The 17,820-nt window shown below is 73.4% G+C and carries 12 protein-coding genes, 1 tRNA gene and 1 other RNA gene; 6 read left to right on the plus strand and 8 right to left on the minus strand.

Going from position 1 to position 17,820, the window contains the following annotated elements; genetic code table 11:
* Window positions 1-324 precede the first annotated feature (324 nt).
* From ACTHLI_RS00325 to ACTHLI_RS00335, 3 genes are all read right to left on the minus strand, one after another.
* Window positions 325-1,158, minus strand: coding sequence for a DUF559 domain-containing protein (locus ACTHLI_RS00325; protein WP_440180629.1), 834 nt, complete (start codon window positions 1,156-1,158; stop codon window positions 325-327).
* A gap of 235 nt (window positions 1,159-1,393) precedes the next feature.
* Window positions 1,394-4,408: a bifunctional [glutamine synthetase] adenylyltransferase/[glutamine synthetase]-adenylyl-L-tyrosine phosphorylase gene (locus ACTHLI_RS00330; RefSeq protein WP_440180631.1), complete on the minus strand. Its 3,015-nt coding sequence runs from the start codon at window positions 4,406-4,408 to the stop codon at window positions 1,394-1,396.
* Entirely contained in the window at window positions 4,377-5,717 is a 1,341-nt protein-coding gene (locus ACTHLI_RS00335) for a glutamine synthetase family protein (RefSeq protein ID WP_440180633.1), read from the minus strand. The genes ACTHLI_RS00330 and ACTHLI_RS00335 overlap by 32 nt, the downstream gene beginning before the upstream one ends.
* Window positions 5,718-5,826: 109 nt before the next feature.
* Between ACTHLI_RS00335 and panB the strand changes: the two genes are divergently transcribed.
* Entirely contained in the window at window positions 5,827-6,636 is an 810-nt protein-coding gene (panB, locus tag ACTHLI_RS00340; protein ID WP_440180635.1) for a 3-methyl-2-oxobutanoate hydroxymethyltransferase, read from the plus strand.
* A gap of 206 nt (window positions 6,637-6,842) precedes the next feature.
* On the opposite strand, the gene ACTHLI_RS00345 is transcribed toward panB, so the two are convergent.
* Complete coding sequence (locus tag ACTHLI_RS00345) at window positions 6,843-7,013, minus strand: SPOR domain-containing protein (RefSeq protein WP_440180636.1); 171 nt, start codon at window positions 7,011-7,013, stop codon at window positions 6,843-6,845.
* A gap of 66 nt (window positions 7,014-7,079) precedes the next feature.
* On the opposite strand from ACTHLI_RS00345, the gene ppgK reads away from it, so the two are divergent.
* Together ppgK and rnpB are read left to right on the plus strand one after the other, a co-directional pair.
* Window positions 7,080-7,892 carry a polyphosphate--glucose phosphotransferase gene (gene ppgK / locus ACTHLI_RS00350; RefSeq protein ID WP_440180637.1) on the plus strand — a complete coding sequence of 271 codons (813 nt, stop codon included), beginning with the start codon at window positions 7,080-7,082 and terminating at the stop codon, window positions 7,890-7,892.
* Window positions 7,893-7,905: 13 nt separating this feature from the next.
* Window positions 7,906-8,288, plus strand: an RNA gene (rnpB, locus tag ACTHLI_RS00355) — RNase P RNA component class A.
* Between the two features lie 23 nt (window positions 8,289-8,311).
* Here the strand turns inward: rnpB and ACTHLI_RS00360 are convergent.
* From ACTHLI_RS00360 to ACTHLI_RS00375, 4 genes are all read right to left on the minus strand, one after another.
* Window positions 8,312-8,950 carry a DUF1345 domain-containing protein gene (locus ACTHLI_RS00360; RefSeq protein ID WP_440180639.1) on the minus strand — a complete coding sequence of 213 codons (639 nt, stop codon included), beginning with the start codon at window positions 8,948-8,950 and terminating at the stop codon, window positions 8,312-8,314.
* A 4-nt stretch (window positions 8,951-8,954) separates the two neighbouring features.
* Complete coding sequence (locus tag ACTHLI_RS00365; protein WP_440180641.1) at window positions 8,955-9,689, minus strand: zinc ribbon domain-containing protein; 735 nt, start codon at window positions 9,687-9,689, stop codon at window positions 8,955-8,957.
* Complete coding sequence (locus ACTHLI_RS00370; protein ID WP_440180642.1) at window positions 9,686-12,451, minus strand: hypothetical protein; 2,766 nt, start codon at window positions 12,449-12,451, stop codon at window positions 9,686-9,688. The genes ACTHLI_RS00365 and ACTHLI_RS00370 overlap by 4 nt, the downstream gene beginning before the upstream one ends.
* A gap of 151 nt (window positions 12,452-12,602) precedes the next feature.
* Window positions 12,603-12,675, minus strand: a tRNA-Val gene (locus tag ACTHLI_RS00375).
* Between the two features lie 120 nt (window positions 12,676-12,795).
* Between ACTHLI_RS00375 and aceE the strand changes: the two genes are divergently transcribed.
* The 3 genes from aceE to ACTHLI_RS00390 all read left to right on the plus strand — a co-directional run bounded on the left by aceE (window position 12,796) and on the right by ACTHLI_RS00390 (window position 17,786).
* Complete coding sequence (gene aceE / locus ACTHLI_RS00380; protein ID WP_440180644.1) at window positions 12,796-15,522, plus strand: pyruvate dehydrogenase (acetyl-transferring), homodimeric type; 2,727 nt, start codon at window positions 12,796-12,798, stop codon at window positions 15,520-15,522.
* Window positions 15,523-15,533: 11 nt separating this feature from the next.
* A complete protein-coding gene (locus tag ACTHLI_RS00385) occupies window positions 15,534-16,781 on the plus strand; it encodes a PucR family transcriptional regulator (RefSeq protein WP_440180646.1) in 1,248 nt (415 codons plus the stop codon).
* A 99-nt stretch (window positions 16,782-16,880) separates the two neighbouring features.
* The gene (locus tag ACTHLI_RS00390) at window positions 16,881-17,786 is read left to right on the plus strand and encodes an ACP S-malonyltransferase (protein WP_440180647.1); all 906 of its coding nucleotides are present in this window, start codon (window positions 16,881-16,883) and stop codon (window positions 17,784-17,786) included.
* The last annotated feature ends 34 nt before the right edge of the window (window positions 17,787-17,820 follow it).

The raw sequence follows: 17,820 nt of genomic DNA on the forward strand, positions 1-17,820 counted from the left end.
GCTGTACTTCGGCGTCTGATCCGGAGCCCGCCCGGAGGCCGTCGTCCCGCTCGGGACGGCGGCCTCCGTCGTCTCCACCCCGCGCGTGAGCACCTGAGCAGGCTGGGATCACCGAGCACCTGAGCAGGCTGCGATCCCTTCGGCAGGCTGTACGGCGGTGTCCGAGCCTGCCGAGGTGCGCACAGCCTGCCGAGGTGCACACCCGACCGGGGTGAGCACGTGAGCAGGCTGCGATCACCGAGCACCTGAGCAGGCTGGGATCGCTTCGGCAGGCTGTGGGGCGGTGTCCGAGCCTGCCGAAATGCAGACAGCCTGCCGAGGTGCTCACCCGACCGGAGCGTGCTGGCGCATGACGTCCTGGACGGTGGCCAGCAGCAAGTCCCACTCGTACATGACCATGGCGTACGAGAAGCGCAGCACGATCCGCCCGTCTCGCATGATCGTGGCCTCCCGGCGGCGGTCGGCGGTGAACGCCTTCTCCTGCGCGTGCGTGTCGCGACCGTCCAGCTCCAGCACCAGCCAGTCGTCGATGATCACGTCCACCCGGTACGCCCCGCGCACCACCACCTGGATGCGTCCGTGGATGCCCGCCGCGGAGAGCCCGAAGCGGACGATCGACTCGATCCCGGAGCCGGAGGCCGCGGTCAGCCTCGACGCCAGGTGATGGCGCCGCTGCGGCCCCGCGAGGATCAGCGCACCGACCCTGTTCCGCTGCACGACCCGCTTGTGCAGCAGCGAATCGAGCGTCGCGACCACGAACGCGGGCGGTTGACAGACCAGGAGGTCCGCGATCGCGTGGTCGATCGGCGTGACCGCGTAGGCGGATCCGGTGGCCGCATCCTTCGGATGCCAGTGCGCCACGGTGCCCTCCGGCGCGGTCCTGCGCGCCATCCGGCGGCCCGACGCGTGCGACGGGAAGCCGACGTGCAGGCCCGGATCGGGAGGAAGCCAGCCGCCGTGCAGCGCGAGCGACGAGACGCAGCTGATCCGGCCGCCCAGGCACATCGCCCGGACCGCGCCCCGATCCGCACCCGGGCGGCAGTACCAGCCCCGGATCACCCGCTCGAGGCGACCCCCGGCGATCTCCGCCCTGATCCGGTCGATGTCGTAGCCCTGGGCGCGGAGCTCGGCGGTGGTGAGGAACGAGAAGTCGGCCATGGGCGACGACCTTGGCCGGGTGCGAGGGCGCCGAACCAGGCCAGCTCGCTCCCGGGGCGAAGATCGGCCTGTGGAGGAGCGGATCGGCGCCCGCGATCCTCCCCCGAGCACGTCGGCAGGCCCGATCCGCTTCGGCAGGCCGCAGCGCCCGCCGACAGCCTGCCGAAGCGAGCACAGCCTGCTCAAGTGCTCGGACTCGTGCTCGGACTCGGGCTCGGAGGATTCGCGAGCCGGGTCAGGCGAAGAGGCGCTCGAAGATGGCCCTGGCGCGCCGGGTCGCCCGCAGCAGGTCGTCCTCCAGCTGGGCGGCCGAGCCGGGCGGGTACTCGAGGATGCGCGCGATGCCCTCGAGCGCGTCCCGGTCCGTGGGCAGGAGATCGGAGGTGCGGTTCGTCCAGAGCGTGATCGCACTCCGGAGGCGGGACGCGAGCACCCAGGCGTGCCGGAGCTGCGCGGCGTCGTCCCGGTCGACGAGCTCGGCGGACACGGCGGCGTCGAGCGCGCCGAGCGTGCTCTGGGTGCGCAGCCCGGGCACCTGCGCCCCGTAGCGGAGCTGGAGCAGCTGCACGATCCACTCGACGTCGGACAGACCGCCGGGACCGAGCTTCAGGTGCCGGGCCGGATCCGCACCGCGGGGCAGGCGCTCGGTCTCCATGCGGGCCTTGATCCGCCGGATCTCGCGCACGGCGCCGTCGTCCAGCGCCTCCGGGTACCGCCGGCCGTCCGCGAGCGCCTCGAAGTCGGTCACCAGGGTGCGGTCCCCCGCCACCCCGTGCGCCCGGAGGAGCGCCTGCGACTCCCACGTGAGCGACCAGCGCGCGTAGTACGCCTCGTAGGACCGGAACGAGCGCACCACCGGCCCGTTGCGCCCCTCCGGCCGCAGGTCGAAGTCGAGGTCGAGCGGGAGGCGCGGGTCGGTCGTGAGCCGCTTGATCTCGGCGACGAGCAGGGCCGCCTGCCGCTGCGCGACCTCGTCCGGCATCCCGGCGATCGGCCGGTACACGGCCATGACGTCCGCGTCCGACCCGAACCCGAGCTCCGCTCCCCCGTACCGGCCCATCGCGATGATCGCGAACTCGGGCCACGGACCGTCGTCACGCCGGACGGCTCGCACGCACCCGGCGAGCAGCGCGGTGGTGACGTCCGTCAGCGCCTCGCCCAGCTCCTGCACGGTGATCGTGCCGAGCAGCGCAGCGAGCGCGAGACGCAGCACCTCGCGCCGCCGCGCGATCCTGAGCGCCTCCGCCGCCCCGTCCCTGCTCGGGTGCCGCAGCACGGTCGCGGACGTCTCGGCGCGGAGCGTCGACCTGGGGCGGGGCCGCAGGTCCGCGTCGCGCTCGAGCCACGCGGCCGCCTCCGGGATCGTCTCGAGCAGCCCCGTCACGAACCGGGACTCGGAGAGCACGGTCGCCAGCCGCCGCGCCGCCGTCGGCGAGTCCCGGAGCATCCGGAGGTACCACGCCGTGTCGCCCAGGCGCTCGGACAGGCGACGGAACGCGAGCAGCCCCAGGTCCGGCGCCGGTCCCTCCGAGAACCACTGCAGGAGCACCGGCAGCAGGGTGCGCTGGATCGCCGCTCGCCTCGACACCCCGGCGGTCAGCGCGGCGATGTGCTGGAGCGCCCCCTTCGGGTCGATGAAGCCGATGCCGGCGAGCCGGTCGAGCGCCGCCTCGGGCGTCAGCATGAGCTCGTCCTCGGGCAGGCGGCTCACGGCGGTGAGCAGCGGCCGGTAGAAGAGGCGCTGATGGAGGCCCCGGACCCGGCTGCGGACGCGGGCGATCCGCTCCCCGAGCTCCGCGCCGTCCGCCGCGAGGCCGCTCGACCTGGCGATGACGCGGAGCTCGGCCTCGTCGGTCGGCAGGAGGTGGGTGCGCTGTAGGCGCCGCAGCTGCAGCCGGTGCTCGACGAGCCGGAGCACCCGGTAGTCCTCGCCGAACTCGGCGGCCTCGACCCGGCCGACGTAGCCGTGCTCGGTCAGCGACCTGAGTGCGGGCAGCGTGGCCCGCGCGTGCACCCGGTCGTCGGTCCGGCCGTGCACGAGCTGCAGCAGCTGCACGGTGAACTCGACGTCACGGAGACCGCCAGGGCCGAGCTTCAGCTGCCGCTCCGCCTGCCCCGCCGGGATGTGCTCCTCGACGCGCTGCCGCATCCGCTGCACGTCCTGCACGAAGTCGCCGCGCGCCGACGCCTGCCAGACGCTCGGCCGGAGCGCGGCGATGTAGCGGGCGCCGAGCTCGAGATCGCCGGCGAGCGGCCAGGCCTTCAGCAGCGCCTGGAACTCCCACCCGGACGCCCACCGCTCGTAGTACCCGACGTGGGACGCGAGGGTGCGCACGAGCGCGCCGTTGCGGCCCTCCGGGCGGAGGTTCGCGTCCACCTGCCAGAGCGGCGGCTCGACGTCGGTGTCGTCGATCACCCGCATCAGGCCGATCGCGAGACGCGTCGCGATCGGCACGGGGTCGAAGCCGGCGTCCGATTCCACGCGGTCGGTCACGAAGATGACGTCCACGTCGCTCACGTAGTTGAGCTCCCGCGCCCCCGCCTTCCCCATGCCGATGACCGCGAGCGGCACCGCCAGCGCCCGGTCGGCACCGGCCGACGCGGCGACCTCGGCTCTGGCGACCGCGAGCGCCGCGCCGAGGGCCGCGGCGGCCAGGTCGGACAGCGCCGCCGCGACCCGCTCGAACGCCGCAGCCCCGGACTGCTGCTCGAGATCCCAGGCGGCCAGCCGCGTGAGCTCGCGGCGATAGGCGATCCGGAGCGCGCGGCGCGCATCGGTGCCGGTGATCGCCGCCATCCCGTCCTGCGCCCCGACGGACGCGAGCAGCGCCGCGGTGAGCGCCTCCGGACCGGGCGGCGCCGCCATCGGCTGCAGGAGCGAGCCGAGCGCCTCCGGTCGGCGGATCAGGAAGTCGGCGAGGCCGCTCGACGCCCCGAGCACGAGCACGAGTCGGCGTGCGGCTCCGGGCTCCTGGAACACCGCTGCGACGCCGGTCTCGTCCCGGTCGGCGAGCCTGCGGAGGGCGTGCAGCGCCTCGTCCGGGGCGCCGACGGGCCGGTCGAACGCGCCGAGCACGGCCGTCGCGGCGATCCCGGAGCGGCTCGCGAGCGCCTCGATGTCGGAGCGGGCACCCGTCAGGTCGAGGAAGCCGGCGCGGGCGAGCTCCGTGAGCCGGAGTTCGCCGCCGCCCCGCCGCCCGGGCGGGACCGCGCCGCGGTCAGAGGAGCTCGAGGTTGCTGGCGAGCTCATACGGGGTCACCTGGTCCCGGTACGCCTCCCACTCGCGCCGCTTGTTCGCGAGCACGTAGCGGAAGACCCGCTCGCCGAGGGTCTCGGCGACGAGCTCCGAGTCCTCCATCAGCCGGATCGCCGAGTCGAGGTTGGCGGGGAGGGGATCGAACCCGAGCGCGCGGCGCTCGTTGTCGGAGAGCGACCACACGTCGTCCTCCGCCTCGGCAGGCAGCTCGTACCCCTCCTCGATGCCCTTCAGACCGGCGGCGAGCATGAGCGCGTAGGCGAGGTACGGGTTCGCCGCGGAGTCGATGGCGCGGTACTCGACACGGGACGACTGCCCCTTCGTCGGCTTGTAGAGCGGCACCCGTACGAGCGCGGACCGGTTGTTGTGGCCCCAGCAGACGTAGCTGGGCGCCTCGTCGCCGCCCCACAGCCGCTTGTACGAGTTGACGAACTGGTTCGTGACCGCCGTGATCTCGGGCGCGTGCCTGAGCAGCCCGGCGATGAACCGCCTGCCGATGCTGGAGAGGTGGTACTGGCCGCTCGCGGAGAAGAACGCGTTCGCGTCGCCCTCGAACAGCGACATGTGGGTGTGCATGCCGCTGCCCGGCTGCCCCGAGAGGGGCTTCGGCATGAAGGTGGCGTAGACGCCCTGCTCGATCGCCACCTCCTTGATGACCGTCCGGAAGGTCATGATGTTGTCCGCGGTCGTGAGGGCGTCCGCGTACCGCAGGTCGATCTCGTTCTGGCCGGGGCCCGCCTCGTGGTGGCTGAACTCGACCGAGATGCCGAGGTCCTCCAGCATCCGCACGCTGCGGCGGCGGAAGTCGTGCGCTGTCCCGCCCGGCACGTTGTCGAAGTAGCCGGCGGAGTCGACGGGCTCCGGCCCGTTCGGGCCGATCGCCGAGGACTTCAGGAGGTAGAACTCGATCTCGGGATGCGTGTAGAAGGTGAAGCCGTGGTCGTTCGCCTTCGCGAGCGCCCGCTTCAGCACGTTGCGCGGGTCCGCGGCGGCCGGCTGCCCGTCGGGGGTCGTGATGTCGCAGAACATCCGCGCGGTCGGGTCGATCTCCCCCCGCCACGGGAGGATCTGGAACGTGCCCGGGTCCGGCATGGCGAGCACGTCGGCCTCGTACGAGCGCGTGTAGCCCTCGATCGCCGAGCCGTCGAACCCGATGCCCTCCGCGAACGCCCCTTCCACCTCGGCCGGGGCGATCGCCACCGACTTGAGCGTCCCGACGACGTCCGTGAACCACAGGCGGACGAATTTGATGCCGCGTTCCTCGATCGTGCGGAGCACGAAGTCGCGCTGCTTGTCGACCACTTCGGATTCACTCCTCGTCGCGTGGCGTGCTGGGACTCGGCGTGGGAGCCTGGTGCCAACCTACCGGGAGGGCCCGACACGGCGCATCGCGCTCGCGTAGCCTCGGCGCATGGCTGACCCCAAGGCGAAGGTGCGCACGCGGCACTTCCTCGACGCGAAGCGCAACGGCGTCCGCATCACCGGACTGACCAGCTACGACACCAACACGGCGGCGATCTTCGACGAGGCCGGCATCGACTTCCTGCTCGTCGGTGACTCCGCGGGCAACACCGTGCTCGGGTACGACACGACCGTCCCCGTGACGACGGAGGAGCTCATCCCCCTCGCCCGTGCCGTCGCGTCCTCGGTGCACCGCGCCTTCGTCGTCGCGGATCTGCCGTTCGGGTCGTACGAGATCGGCCCGGAGCAGGCGCTCACCACCGCGATCCGGTTCATGAAGGAGACCGGGGCGCACGCCGTGAAGCTCGAGGGCGGCCGCCGCAGCGCCAACCAGATCGCGCGGGTCGTGGAGGCGGGCATCCCCGTGATGGCGCACATCGGCTTCACGCCCCAGAGCGAGCACCGGCTCGGCGGCCACCGGGTGCAGGGCCGTGGCGACGACGCGGACGAGCTGCTGGCCGACGCGATCGCGGTCGAGGACGCGGGGGCGTTCGCCGTCGTGCTCGAGATGGTGCCGTCGGAGGCGGCCCGGCGGGTGACCGAGCGGCTCTCGATCCCCACCATCGGGGTCGGCGCGGGCCCGCACGTCGACGGCCAGCTGATGGTGTGGACGGACTTCGCCGGGCTCACCGGGGGCAGGCTCCCCCGCTTCGTGAAGCAGTACGCGGATCTGCGCGGCGCGCTGTCGAAGGCCGTCGCGGACTTCCGGGGAGACGTCGCCTCCGGCGCGTACCCGGCCCCCGAGCACGAGTACGAGTAGTCCGGCCTCACCCGGCCTCCCACCCGCCGCCGCTGCAGCCGGCCGGAGGAGCACTTCAGCAGGATCGAGGCGCTTCAGCAGGACGAGAACGCGCGATCACTCCTGCCGATGCGATCGCGTCCTGCTGTCGGGCTCGACGATTCCTGCTGTCGTGCTCGCGGGCGCGGGCGGAGCGCTGCGGCGCGGGTCGGAGGCCCGGTGCCGGTCTAGTCGTCGTCCTCCGCCATGCGGCGCGAGTTCGCCGCGATGCGCGCCGGCGCCCCCTCGGCCTCCTCGCGGGTCCGGTACGGGCCCGCACGATCCGACCACGGGGACTGCGCGCCGTGCTCGACCTCACCGGTCCGCGTGTTGTACCACCACTGCTCGTCGTCGGCCACGAGGCCTCCTCTCGCCAGGGGCCGCGCCCCAGCGGGCATGCTAACGCGGGCACTACTGTGACGGCCGTGGCGCAGGCGATCGGCATCGACATCGGCGGGACCGGCATCAAGGGCGGTCTCGTCGACCTCGACTCCGGCGAGCTGGTCAGCGACCGCATCAAGCACGCGACCCCGGAGGGCGGCGAGCCCGACGACGTCGTCGCCGTGGTTCGGTCGATCCTCGCGGAGCTGTCCGAGTCGGACGACACGGCTCCGATCGGTGTCTGCTTCCCCGCCGTCGTGCGGGACGGCCGCACGATGTCCGCCGCGAACGTCTCGAAGAAGTGGATCGGCCTCGCCGCCGAGCAGCTGTTCGAGGGATCGCTCGGTCGCGACATCACGTTCGTCAACGACGCGGACGCGGCCGGCTACGCGGAGAGCGAGTACGGCGCCGCGAAGGACCAGGACGGGCTCGTGATCATGACCACGCTCGGCACGGGCATCGGGAGCGCGATCATCTACCGCAACCTGCTCGTGCCCAACGCGGAGCTCGGCCACCTCGACATCGGTCCCCATCGCGACTACGAGAAGTACGCCTCCAACCTCGTGCGCGAGAAGAAGGAGCTCAGCTGGAAGCGCTGGGCCGGGCGCCTGCAGACGTACTACACGACCCTCGAGCGGCTGTTCTCCCCCGACCTGTTCATCGTGGGCGGCGGGGTGAGCAAGCACGCCGAGGAGTTCCTCCCCCTCCTGCAGCTCGAGACCCCGATCGTGGCGGCGACCCTCCGGAACAACGCGGGGATCCTCGGGGCCGCCTCGCTCGCGGCGCACGGCTCAGGCCAGCGCCGCACGAAGGGCGCCGAGCACCTGATCCGCGAGACGAACCCGGTCGCCCCGTAGACTCGTCGCCGGAACGGGCCGGCAGACGGTCGCGTCGCCGGTCGTGAGGCCGGCGCCGAGGAACGTCCGGGCTCCACAGAGCAGGGCGGTGGGTAACGCCCACCCGGGGTGACCCGAGAGCAAGTGCAACAGAGAGCAGACCGCCTCCGCCCGGCCTCACGGCCGGACGGCGGTAAGGGTGAAACGGTGGTGTAAGAGACCACCAGGGGCCCGTGTGAGCGGGCTCGCTGGGTAAACCTCGCCTGGAGCAAGGTCGAACAGGGACCGATTCGGTTGCTCGCCGATGGTCCCGGGTGGACCGCTGGAGGGCCGCGGCAACGCGTCCCCGAGAGAGATGGCCGTCACCCGCCCCGCTCGGGGCGGGTACAGAACCCGGCGTATCGCCGGCCCGTTCTTCTCGCCCGCGCGGGCGATGCAGGTCAGCCCAGCAGGGCGACGACCAGGTTCACCGTGGTCGCGATGACCACCGCGCCGAGCGCGTATGACAGCAGCGAGTGCCGGAGCACCATGCCGCGGATGGCCGTGTCCGTGATCGTCGTGTCCGACACCTGGTACGTCATCCCGAGCGTGAAGCCGACGTACGCGAAGTCTGAGTACGCGGGCGCCGCACGCTGATTGAAGTCGATGCCACCCGGGGTGCCGCCGTAGTACGCGGCCGCGTAGCCGAGCGTGTAGACGGTGTGCACCGTGAACCAGGAGGCGCCGACGCTGAGCAGGCCGAGCGCCGCAGCCGGCACGTTCTGCCCCTTCCCGCTCGCGACGAGCAGGACCGCCACCCCGGCGAGGCTCGCCAGGCTCGCGACGAGCAGCACGACGTGCGAGGCGGTGACGGTCGGGTCCTCGCGCGTCGCCCGCCTCCTGGTGGTCTCCGCGTCCATCCGTCCGACCGCGAGCCAGGTCCACACGAGGTACACGGTCGCGGCGACGAGCCAGCCGACGGCGGGCCCGAACTCGGCCCCGAGCGGCGCCGCGGCCCCGAACCCCGCAGCCAGGCCCGCGAGGACCGCGACGGCGAGGCGACGTCCCGCGACGCCCCGGCCGCGTCTCCCCGGGCTCATCGGGTCAGGACCGGATGAGGATGCAGTTGCTCTCCGGATCCAGCACGACCGCATCCGGTGCGGCCGAGCGGACCGCGGCGAGGTCCGCGCCGGTGAGCGCCATGTTGCTTCCCTCCGAGACCGCGCCCACGAGCCGCGCGGCGCCTATCCCGTAGCGGGTGCGCTGCCGGTCGTAGAGCGCGACGAGGTCGGCTGGCAGCTCGCCGACGAGCGCGGTGCGGCGTTCGTGCGCGGCCGCCTGCTGGGCCTCGAGCCCGGCGAGCGCGTCGTCCCGGTCGGTCCGGAGGGCCGCGATCCGGTCCTCCACCTCGGCCAGCGAGTTCGCGACGACCGTGGCCGCGGACTCCACGGTCTCGACCTGCTCCATGAGCTCGAGCTCGTCGTCCTCGAGGGCCTCGCGGCGGCGGCGGAGCGATGCGATCTCCTGCTCGAGCCCGCTCGCGTCCTTGGGCGAGCTCGTCGTCGCGAGGCGCCCCTCGTCGCGCTGGAGCCGCTGCTCCACCGTCCGCACGTCGGTCTCGACGCGCCCGATCCGCGTGCGCAGGTCCTCGAGCTCGCCGCGCCGATCCGCGGCCGCGCGCCGCAACGCGCTCCGCTCGGCCTCGGCCGCCGCGATGTCGCCCGCCTGCTGCAGGCGGCGACGGTGCTGGCTGATCCTGGTCAGCTCGTCGTCGATGCCCTGCAGGTCGAGCAGTCGCGCCTGGGTCGCCGGAGGTGCAGTGATGCCAGGAACCGTCATCCCTCCACCGTATCGGCGGGACCGGCCGCCGCGCGGCCGCCGGTCGCCGCGGAGGAACGGCCGAGCAGGCCGCCGGCCGCACCGATCAGGAGCGCTGCCGCGAGGCCGACGACCGGTCCCCCGTGCAGCCCGGACGACGGAGGCAGCACGGCGAGCAGCGGGCTCGTGGCGCCGGGGACCAGCCCGTCGGAGAGCGCCCAGCCGACGAGCACGGCGACGGCGAGTCCGACGGCCGTCGTGGACGGACGCCGCGCGGCTCCTCCGGTGGTCAGCACGCCGGCCCACGCCGCGACCGGCACCCCGCAGATCCCGGCGACGGCGAGCACGGCGGCGGTCGTGCCCACGCCGGCCGCCAGCATCCCGAGCGCGACGGCGAGCGCGAGGAGGCCGCTCGCGGCGGCGCCGAGCCGCACCGGCCGTCCTGCGCCGAGGAGACGCGCGGCCGATGCGCCGGCCGACCGCATGAGCAGCACCGGGAGCGTCAGGGCCGACACCAGCAGGATGACGAGCATCGGGGCGGCCAGCAGGCTCGCCGACGCGTCGGACAGCGCACCCGCGAACTCGTCCACGCCCGCGCCGCCCCCGGAGAGCCGACCGGCGATCACCGCCGAGCCCGAGATCATCACCGCGCCGCACACCGCCGACACCGCGGAGGCGACGGCGGTCGAGACCGGGTTGGCGAGATCGGTGCGCCACCGCGCGACGTCGGCGCCGATCAGCACGAGGAGCAGCCCCACCGCGGCGAACCCCGCCCCCGCGGCGGCCACCGCGCCTCCCCCGGTCGCTGCGGCGGCGGTGCCGCCGGTCGGGGCGAGGACCAGCGCGATGAGCAGCGTGCCCACCGCCCCGAGGACGGCGGCGACCAGCGTGAGCACCGCGGTCGCCCTGGTCGGGAGCGCCGCGCACAGGACGGCGACGAGCCCGACCGCGGTGCAGCCGAGCAGGGCCGCGCTCGAGGAGCCGAGGCCGAGCGCCCCGGTCCGGCCCGCCCAGGCGCCCGCCGTGGATCCGATCGCGAGGAGCACGGCCGCGGCCGTCCCCAGCCGGGCGACCAGGAGCACGACCGCGGCGACGCGACCGGCGCGGGAGCCCAGGACCGTCGTCTCGAGCATCGCGCCGTCGTCGGCCACGCGCGCCGACCATCCCGCCACGCGCACGAGCGCGGGGACCGCGAGCAGCGCGCCGAGGAGCACCGCCACGACCGCGCCGGGTCCGGCTCCGGCCGCCGCCAGGCCGAAGCCGAGCACCAGCACGAGCGGTGACGCGAACGCGCCGACCCAGCGTCCGACGACGGCGGCGGCACCGGACCCCGTCGGCGACGGCGGCACGGTCGGCAGCTGGAGCAGCGCGGTCCGCACGCGCTCGATCAGGACGGGGGCGGTCCGGGGCCGCGGTTCGACGCTCGGCAGGTCCACCGCGCCCGTCGTCGCCGCGCTGACCTCGGGGTAGTCGACGGCGACCTCGTCGATCCCCTCGTCGTCGACGTCGAAGAGCCCGCCCGCGACCGGCGCCTCCTCCGGCGGCAGCCACGCGTCGTGGACCTCCGTGAACGGTCGGGGCGACGGCTCGGTGAAGCCCTGCGGCGCGAAGGGCTGCTCCGCGAAGCCGAACGGCGGGACCGGGCGCTGGGCGGCGCCGCGCACGTCGAGGTCGGGCTCCTCCGGCCGGTCGTCCACGGGAGGGAGGACGGGCCCCTGAGGCGAGACGGCGAACGGGGGCGCCGGCGGCTCCGGCACGATCTCGTCGGGCGCAGGAGCGCGGCGCCGCCCCGAACGCCGCGGCTGCAGCATGCCGTCGGGGACCCGGATCGGGCCCGAGTCCTCCGGCAGCGCGTGCGCCCCGCGCCGCATCGGTTCGGCGTCGGTGCGCGGCACCGGACGGCTGCCCTGCACGGGGAGCGCGACGGTCGCGACGTCGACGTCGCCGCCGGTCGGGACGATCTCGTCGTCCGTCTCCCACGGCGGCCGAGGCCGGCCGATCGAGCGGAGCGACTGCTCCCAGTCCTCGTAGAAGCCCCCGGAGGCCGCGGGACCGGTCGCGAACCGATCCCCGGTGGGCGTCGGGACGGGCTCCTGCGACTCCCGCGGCGCCGCGTGCCTGGCGCTGCGCTGCACCGGCGTCTCGATCGTCGGGATCGCGCCGGTGATCATCGCCTCGAGGAGGCTCGCCGTCGGCTCCGGGAGGGAGACCGGACCGGTGGGCGGCAGCACCCGGTCGAGCGGTTCGACGGGCGGCGTCGCGATCGCGGACGGCGGCGGACGGAAGCCGGTCCGGCGCTTCACGGGCAGGTCGTCGGCCGTCGGCAGCGGAGTCGGCTGCATGACCGGTCCGGGCGAGCCGTGCAGTGCCGTCGGCCGCTCCGTCCCCAGCCCGGCTCCAGCGGTCGACTGCACGGACCATTCGGGCACGGACGGCTCCGGCACGGACGGCTCCGGCACGGACGGCTCGTGCACGGACCGCTCGGGCACCGGCGCGTCGAACGCGGGCGGGCGGATCGCGCGCTCGAACGCCGCGGCCCGCCGCGAGAACGCGCTGCCGTCCGGCACCGACGGCTCCCGCTGCGGCGCCTCGTCGATCCGCGGCACCGCGAGCGGCTGGAGCGGCGGCTCCTGAGCGGCAGGGGCGCTGTCGCGCGGGAGCACCGGCACGGAGCCGGTGGAGTAGCGCTCCAGCTCTGCGGCGAGCACCTCGGCGAGCTCGTCGTCGTCGTGGACGGCGCCCTCGGTCGCCGCGGAGCCGGTGTTCGACCGGTCGTCCGCCATGCGGAGGATCGTAGCGGCGGCCACGGACGCGCCTCCCCCGCTCCGCGGCGTGTGCTCGAACCGCATCGCGGGATCGACGCCCGGTCCCAGATACGACGCTGCGCTCCGTCGGACTCGGGACGGGGCGTCGATCCAGCACGCCGGACCGCGGTGGGCCCTACGCGACTCGAACGCGTGACATCCACGGTGTAAACGTGGCGCTCTACCGACTGAGCTAAAGGCCCCGACGGCGGTCAGCGTACTGCCGTGGGTCCTCGACGAACCATGGTCCGCGGGGCTGCCGCACGGCGCTCGCGCACTAGGATCGATCACCGCTCGTCCTCGACCAGGAAGTGAGAACGCGGGTGGCGGTCAACGATCAGAATCCCTACCTCGCAGGCACCCTCGACCGTGACCCGGCCGAGACCGCCGAGTGGGTGGAGTCCCTCGACACCCTCGTGAGCCGGCTCGGCCACGAGCGGGCGCGCGAGATCATGCTCAGCCTGCTCAGCAGGTCCCAGGAGCTGCACCTCGGCATCCCGATGGTGCCCACGACGGACTACGTCAACACCATCGCGCCCGAGGACGAGCCGACGTTCCCCGGCGACGAGGACGTCGAGCGGCGCTACCGCGCGTGGATCCGCTGGAACGCGGCCATCACCGTGCACCGCGCGCAGCGACCCGGCATCGCGGTCGGCGGCCACATCTCGACCTACGCCTCGTCCGCCGCGCTCTACGAGGTCGGCTACAACCACTTCTTCCGCGGACCCGACTTCCCGGGCGGAGGGGACCAGGTCTTCTTCCAGGGTCATGCCTCTCCCGGCATGTACGCCCGCGCGTTCCTCGAGGGCCGGCTGTCCGAGGCCGACCTCGACGGGTTCCGGCAGGAGAAGTCGCACGCGCCGCACGCCCTCCCCTCCTATCCTCATCCCCGCCTCATGCCGGAGTTCTGGCAGTTCCCGACGGTGTCGATGGGGCTCGGGCCCATCAACGCGATCTACCAGGCCCAGCTCGCGAAGTACCTCACGAACCGCGGTCTCAAGGACGCGTCCGAGAGCCACGTCTGGGCGTTCCTCGGCGACGGCGAGATGGACGAGGTCGAGAGCCGCGGCCAGCTGCAGGTCGCGGCGAACGAGGGGCTCGACAACCTCACGTTCGTCATCAACTGCAACCTGCAGCGCCTGGACGGACCCGTCCGCGGCAACGGCAAGATCATCCAGGAGCTCGAGAGCTACTTCCGCGGCGCGGGGTGGAACGTGATCAAGGTCGTGTGGGGCCGGGAGTGGGACGACCTCCTCGCCCGCGACACCGACGGCGCGCTGCTCCGGCTCATGAACACGACGCCCGACGGCGACTTCCAGACGTACAAGGCGGAGAACGGCGCCTACGTCCGCGAGAACTTCTTCGGCCGCGACCCTCGCGCCGCGAAGCTCGTCGAGGACTACACGGACGACCAGATCTGGAACCTCAAGCGCGGCGGCCACGACTACCGGAAGGTCTACGCGGCCTACCAGGCGGCGATGCTGCACAAGGGGCAGCCGACGGTCATCCTCGCGAAGACGATCAAGGGCTACGGCCTCGGGCCGAACTTCGCCGGGCGCAACGCGACCCACCAGATGAAGAAGCTCACGCTCGACAACCTGAAGCAGTTCCGCGACGAGCTGCGGATCCCGATCAGCGACGCGCAGCTCGAGGAGAACCCCTACCTTCCGCCGTACTACCACCCGGGACAGGACGACGAGGCGATCCAGTACCTGCAGGAGCGCCGTCGTGCGCTCGGCGGCTACGTGCCCCAGCGCCGTACCGAGCACAAGCCGCTCGCGCTGCCGGACGCGAAGGCGTACCAGGTCGTGAAGAAGGGCTCCGGCACGCAGCAGGTCGCCAGCACGATGGCGTTCGTCCGGCTGCTCAAGGACCTCGTGCGCGCCAAGGACTTCGGCGCTCGCGTGGTGCCGATCATCCCCGACGAGGCACGGACGTTCGGCATCGACGCCTTCTTCCCGACGGCGAAGATCTACAACCCGCGTGGGCAGCACTACACCTCGGTGGACCGTGAGCTGCTGCTCGCCTACAAGGAGAGCCCGCAGGGCCAGATCGTCCACGTCGGCATCAACGAGGCCGGCGCGGTGGCCGCGTTCACCGCGATCGGCACCTCCTACGCCACCCACGGCGAGCCGCTCATCCCGGTCTACGTCTTCTACTCGATGTTCGGGTTCCAGCGCACGGGCGACGCCCTGTGGGCCGCGGGCGACCAGATGGCCCGCGGGTTCCTCATCGGCGCGACCGCGGGGCGCACCACGCTGACCGGCGAGGGCCTGCAGCACGCGGACGGCCACTCGCTCGCGCTCGCGGAGACGAACCCGGCCGTGGTCGCCTACGACCCGGCGTACGGGTACGAGATCGGCCACATCGTCGCCGACGGCCTCGAGCGGATGTACGGGGGTGAGCACCCGGAGCCGAACGTCATGTACTACCTGACGGTCTACAACGAGCCGATGCCGCAGCCGGCCGAACCGGAGGGGCTCGACGTCGAGGGCGTGAAGCGGGGCATCTACCTGCTGAAGCGCTCCGAGTCGCAGGGCCCGCGCGTGCAGCTGCTCGCCTCCGGCGTCGGCGTGCCGTGGGTGCTCGAGGCGCAGGAGCTGCTCGAGAAGGACTGGGGCGTCGCGGCGGACGTCTGGAGCGTCACCTCCTGGAGCGAGCTGCGCCGGGACGGCCTGAAGGCCGAGCACGAGGCGTTCCTGAACCCGACCGCGGACCGCCGGACGCCGTTCGTGACCGAGAAGCTCGAGCAGACGGAGGGCCCCGTGGTGGCGGTCAGCGACTTCGCCCACTCGGTGCCCGATCAGATCCGTCAGTTCGTGCCGCGCACCTACGCGACGCTCGGCGCGGACGACTTCGGCTTCTCCGACACCCGGGCCGCGGCGCGGCGCTTCTTCCACATCGACGGCCCGTCCGTCGTGGTCCGCGCGCTCGAGGCCCTGGCCGACGAGGGCAAGGTCGACCCCTACGCGGCCGCGCAGGCGATCGAGCGGTACCGGCTGCACGACGTCACCGCCGGCACCTCGGGATCGACCGGCGGCGAGAGCTGAGCTGACGGGCGGTGGCGGCTCGGTCCAAGGCGGAGACCCTCGCGTGGCTCCGCCAGATCGCGGGTGAGCTCGCCACCGCCACCCTGAAGCGGCTCGAGGACACGCTCCCCTGGTACCGGGAGATGCCGCCCGGCCGGCGCAGTTCGGTCGGGCTGGTGGCGCAGGCGGGCATCCGCTCGTTCATCAGCTGGTACGAGGACCCGTCGTCCACGCCGTGGATCGCCGCCGACGTGTTCGGGGCGGCGCCGCGGGAGCTGCTGCGCTCGGTGAGCCTGCAGCAGACGCTGCAGCTGATCCGCGCCACGGTGGAGGTGGTGGAGGAGCGCATCTCGAGCGCGACCGATCAGACCCTCCGCGAGCCGATCCTGCTGTACTCGCGCGAGATCGCGTTCGCCGCGGCCGACGTGTACGCCAGGGCTGCGGAGGCTCGCGGGCTGTGGGACGCCCGGCTCGAGGCGCTGGTCGTCGACTCGATCCTCTCCGGAGAGGCCGACGACGCGCTGCCGAGCCGGATCGCGGCGCTCGGCTGGCACGGCCACGGGGAGGTCTCGGTCCTGGTCGGGACGACGCCCCGGCTGCTCGACGTCGACCAGCTGCGGCGGACCGCGCGCCACCTCGCCTCCGACGTGCTCATCGGTGTGCAAGGCGCCCGCCTCGTGCTCGTCATCGGCCGCTCGGACGAGGCGGCGGGCCCGCTCCCCCGAACCGAGGAACCGCCGCCGCGACCGGAGGATCCGCCCGCGGAGGAGCTGCCGCCCGGCTCGCAGCCGTCCTTCCTCGACATCGCCACGAGTCTCGAGTCGGGGTTCGGCGCCGGGCCCGTCGTCCTCGGGCCCACGGTGCCGGACCTGGTCGCCGCCTCCCGCAGCGCCCGGGCCGCCCTCGCGGGCTTCGCCGCGGCGCGCGCGGTGCGCTCGGCGCCCCGACCGGTCGCGGCCGACGACCTGCTGCCGGAGCGCGCGCTCGCCGGGGACCCGCTCGCCAGGACCACGCTCGTGACCCGGATCCACGCGCCGCTCAAGGAGCATCACAGCCCCGAGCTGCTCGCGACGCTCTGGGCGTACCTCGACAACGGGCGCTCGCTCGAGGGCACCGCTCGCGAGCTGTACGTGCACCCGAACACCGTCCGGTACCGCTTGAAGCGCATCACGGAGCTGCTCGGGTGGGATCCGACCTCGCCGCGCGACGCGTTCGTGCTGCACGCGGCGCTGATCGTCGGCGCGATCAGCGAGCCGCCGCAGGTGCGCCGCAAGCGCTGAACCCCGCCGCCTGGGCTGTGGGGCTCGCACAACGATTCGAGCAGATCGTTGGAGGCGTGCTCAGCGTTCTGTGCGATCCGTCCGCCAGACTGGATCCTCGTGATCGTCGTCGTCGCGCCCGGGCAGGGCTCGCAGACCCCCGGGTTCCTCGCGCCGTGGCTGGAGCTCGACGGCGTCCGCGCCCAGCTCGAGGCCCTCGGCGAGGCCGCTGGGCTCGACCTCGTGTCGCTCGGGACCACCGCCGACGCGGACACGATCCGCCGGACGGAGGTCGCCCAGCCGCTCATCGTCGCTGCGGGCATCATCACCGCCGCCGCGCTCCAGCGTCGGATCGAGGCCGTCGCCGGTCACTCGGTCGGCGAGGTGACGTCTGCCGTCGTGAGCGGCGTGCTGCCCGCAGAGGACGGCATGCGCCTCGTGGCGGTCCGCGGGCGGGCGATGGCGGCGGCCGCCGACGCGACCCCGACCGGGATGAGCGCGGTCGTGGGCGGCGACGAGACGGTCGTGATCGACCGGCTCACCGAGCTGGGCCTCACCCCGGCGAACCGCAACGGCGCCTCGCAGATCGTCGCAGCGGGCGAGCTGCCCGCACTCGAGGCGCTGCGGGCGGAGCCGCCCGCCGGCGCGAGGGTCATCCCCCTCCAGGTCGCGGGTGCCTTCCACACCGCCTTCATGGGGTCCGCGGTCGACGCCCTGCGCGACTTCGCCGGCTCCCTTTCCCCGGTCGACCCGGCGACCCGCCTGTGGACGAACCGCGACGGATCCGCCGTGACGAGCGGCCGCGCGTTCCTCGACCTGCTGGTCGGTCAGGTGGCGTCGCCGGTACGGTGGGACCGCTGCATGGAGTCGTTCGCTGGTGCCGGGATCACCGGGCTCGTCGAGCTGGCCCCGGCCGGCACGCTGACCGGGCTCGCGAAGCGCGCGCTCAAGGGGGTGCCGACCGTCGCGGTGAAGACGCCGTCGGACATCCCCGCGGCGCAGGACCTGCTCGATCGGACCGAATGAACATCATCACGACGCGCATCGCGATCGCGGGCCT

Origin of the sequence: Amnibacterium sp. (genome assembly GCF_051956055.1) — a bacterium.
Taxonomy (GTDB): Bacteria; Actinomycetota; Actinomycetes; order Actinomycetales; family Microbacteriaceae; genus Amnibacterium.

Bases quoted from the DNA above. Each gene is read 5' to 3' on its own strand.
- ACTHLI_RS00325 (WP_440180629.1), bottom strand. From the start codon at position 1,158: ATGGCCGACTTCTCGTTCCTCACCACCGCCGAGCTCCGCGCCCAGGGC.
- ACTHLI_RS00330 (WP_440180631.1), bottom strand. From the start codon at position 4,408: ATGAGCTCGCCAGCAACCTCGAGCTCCTCTGACCGCGGCGCGGTCCCG.
- panB (WP_440180635.1), top strand. From the start codon at position 5,827: ATGGCTGACCCCAAGGCGAAGGTGCGCACGCGGCACTTCCTCGACGCG.
- ACTHLI_RS00360 (WP_440180639.1), bottom strand. From the start codon at position 8,950: ATGAGCCCGGGGAGACGCGGCCGGGGCGTCGCGGGACGTCGCCTCGCC.
- ACTHLI_RS00365 (WP_440180641.1), bottom strand. From the start codon at position 9,689: ATGACGGTTCCTGGCATCACTGCACCTCCGGCGACCCAGGCGCGACTG.
- ACTHLI_RS00370 (WP_440180642.1), bottom strand. From the start codon at position 12,451: ATGGCGGACGACCGGTCGAACACCGGCTCCGCGGCGACCGAGGGCGCC.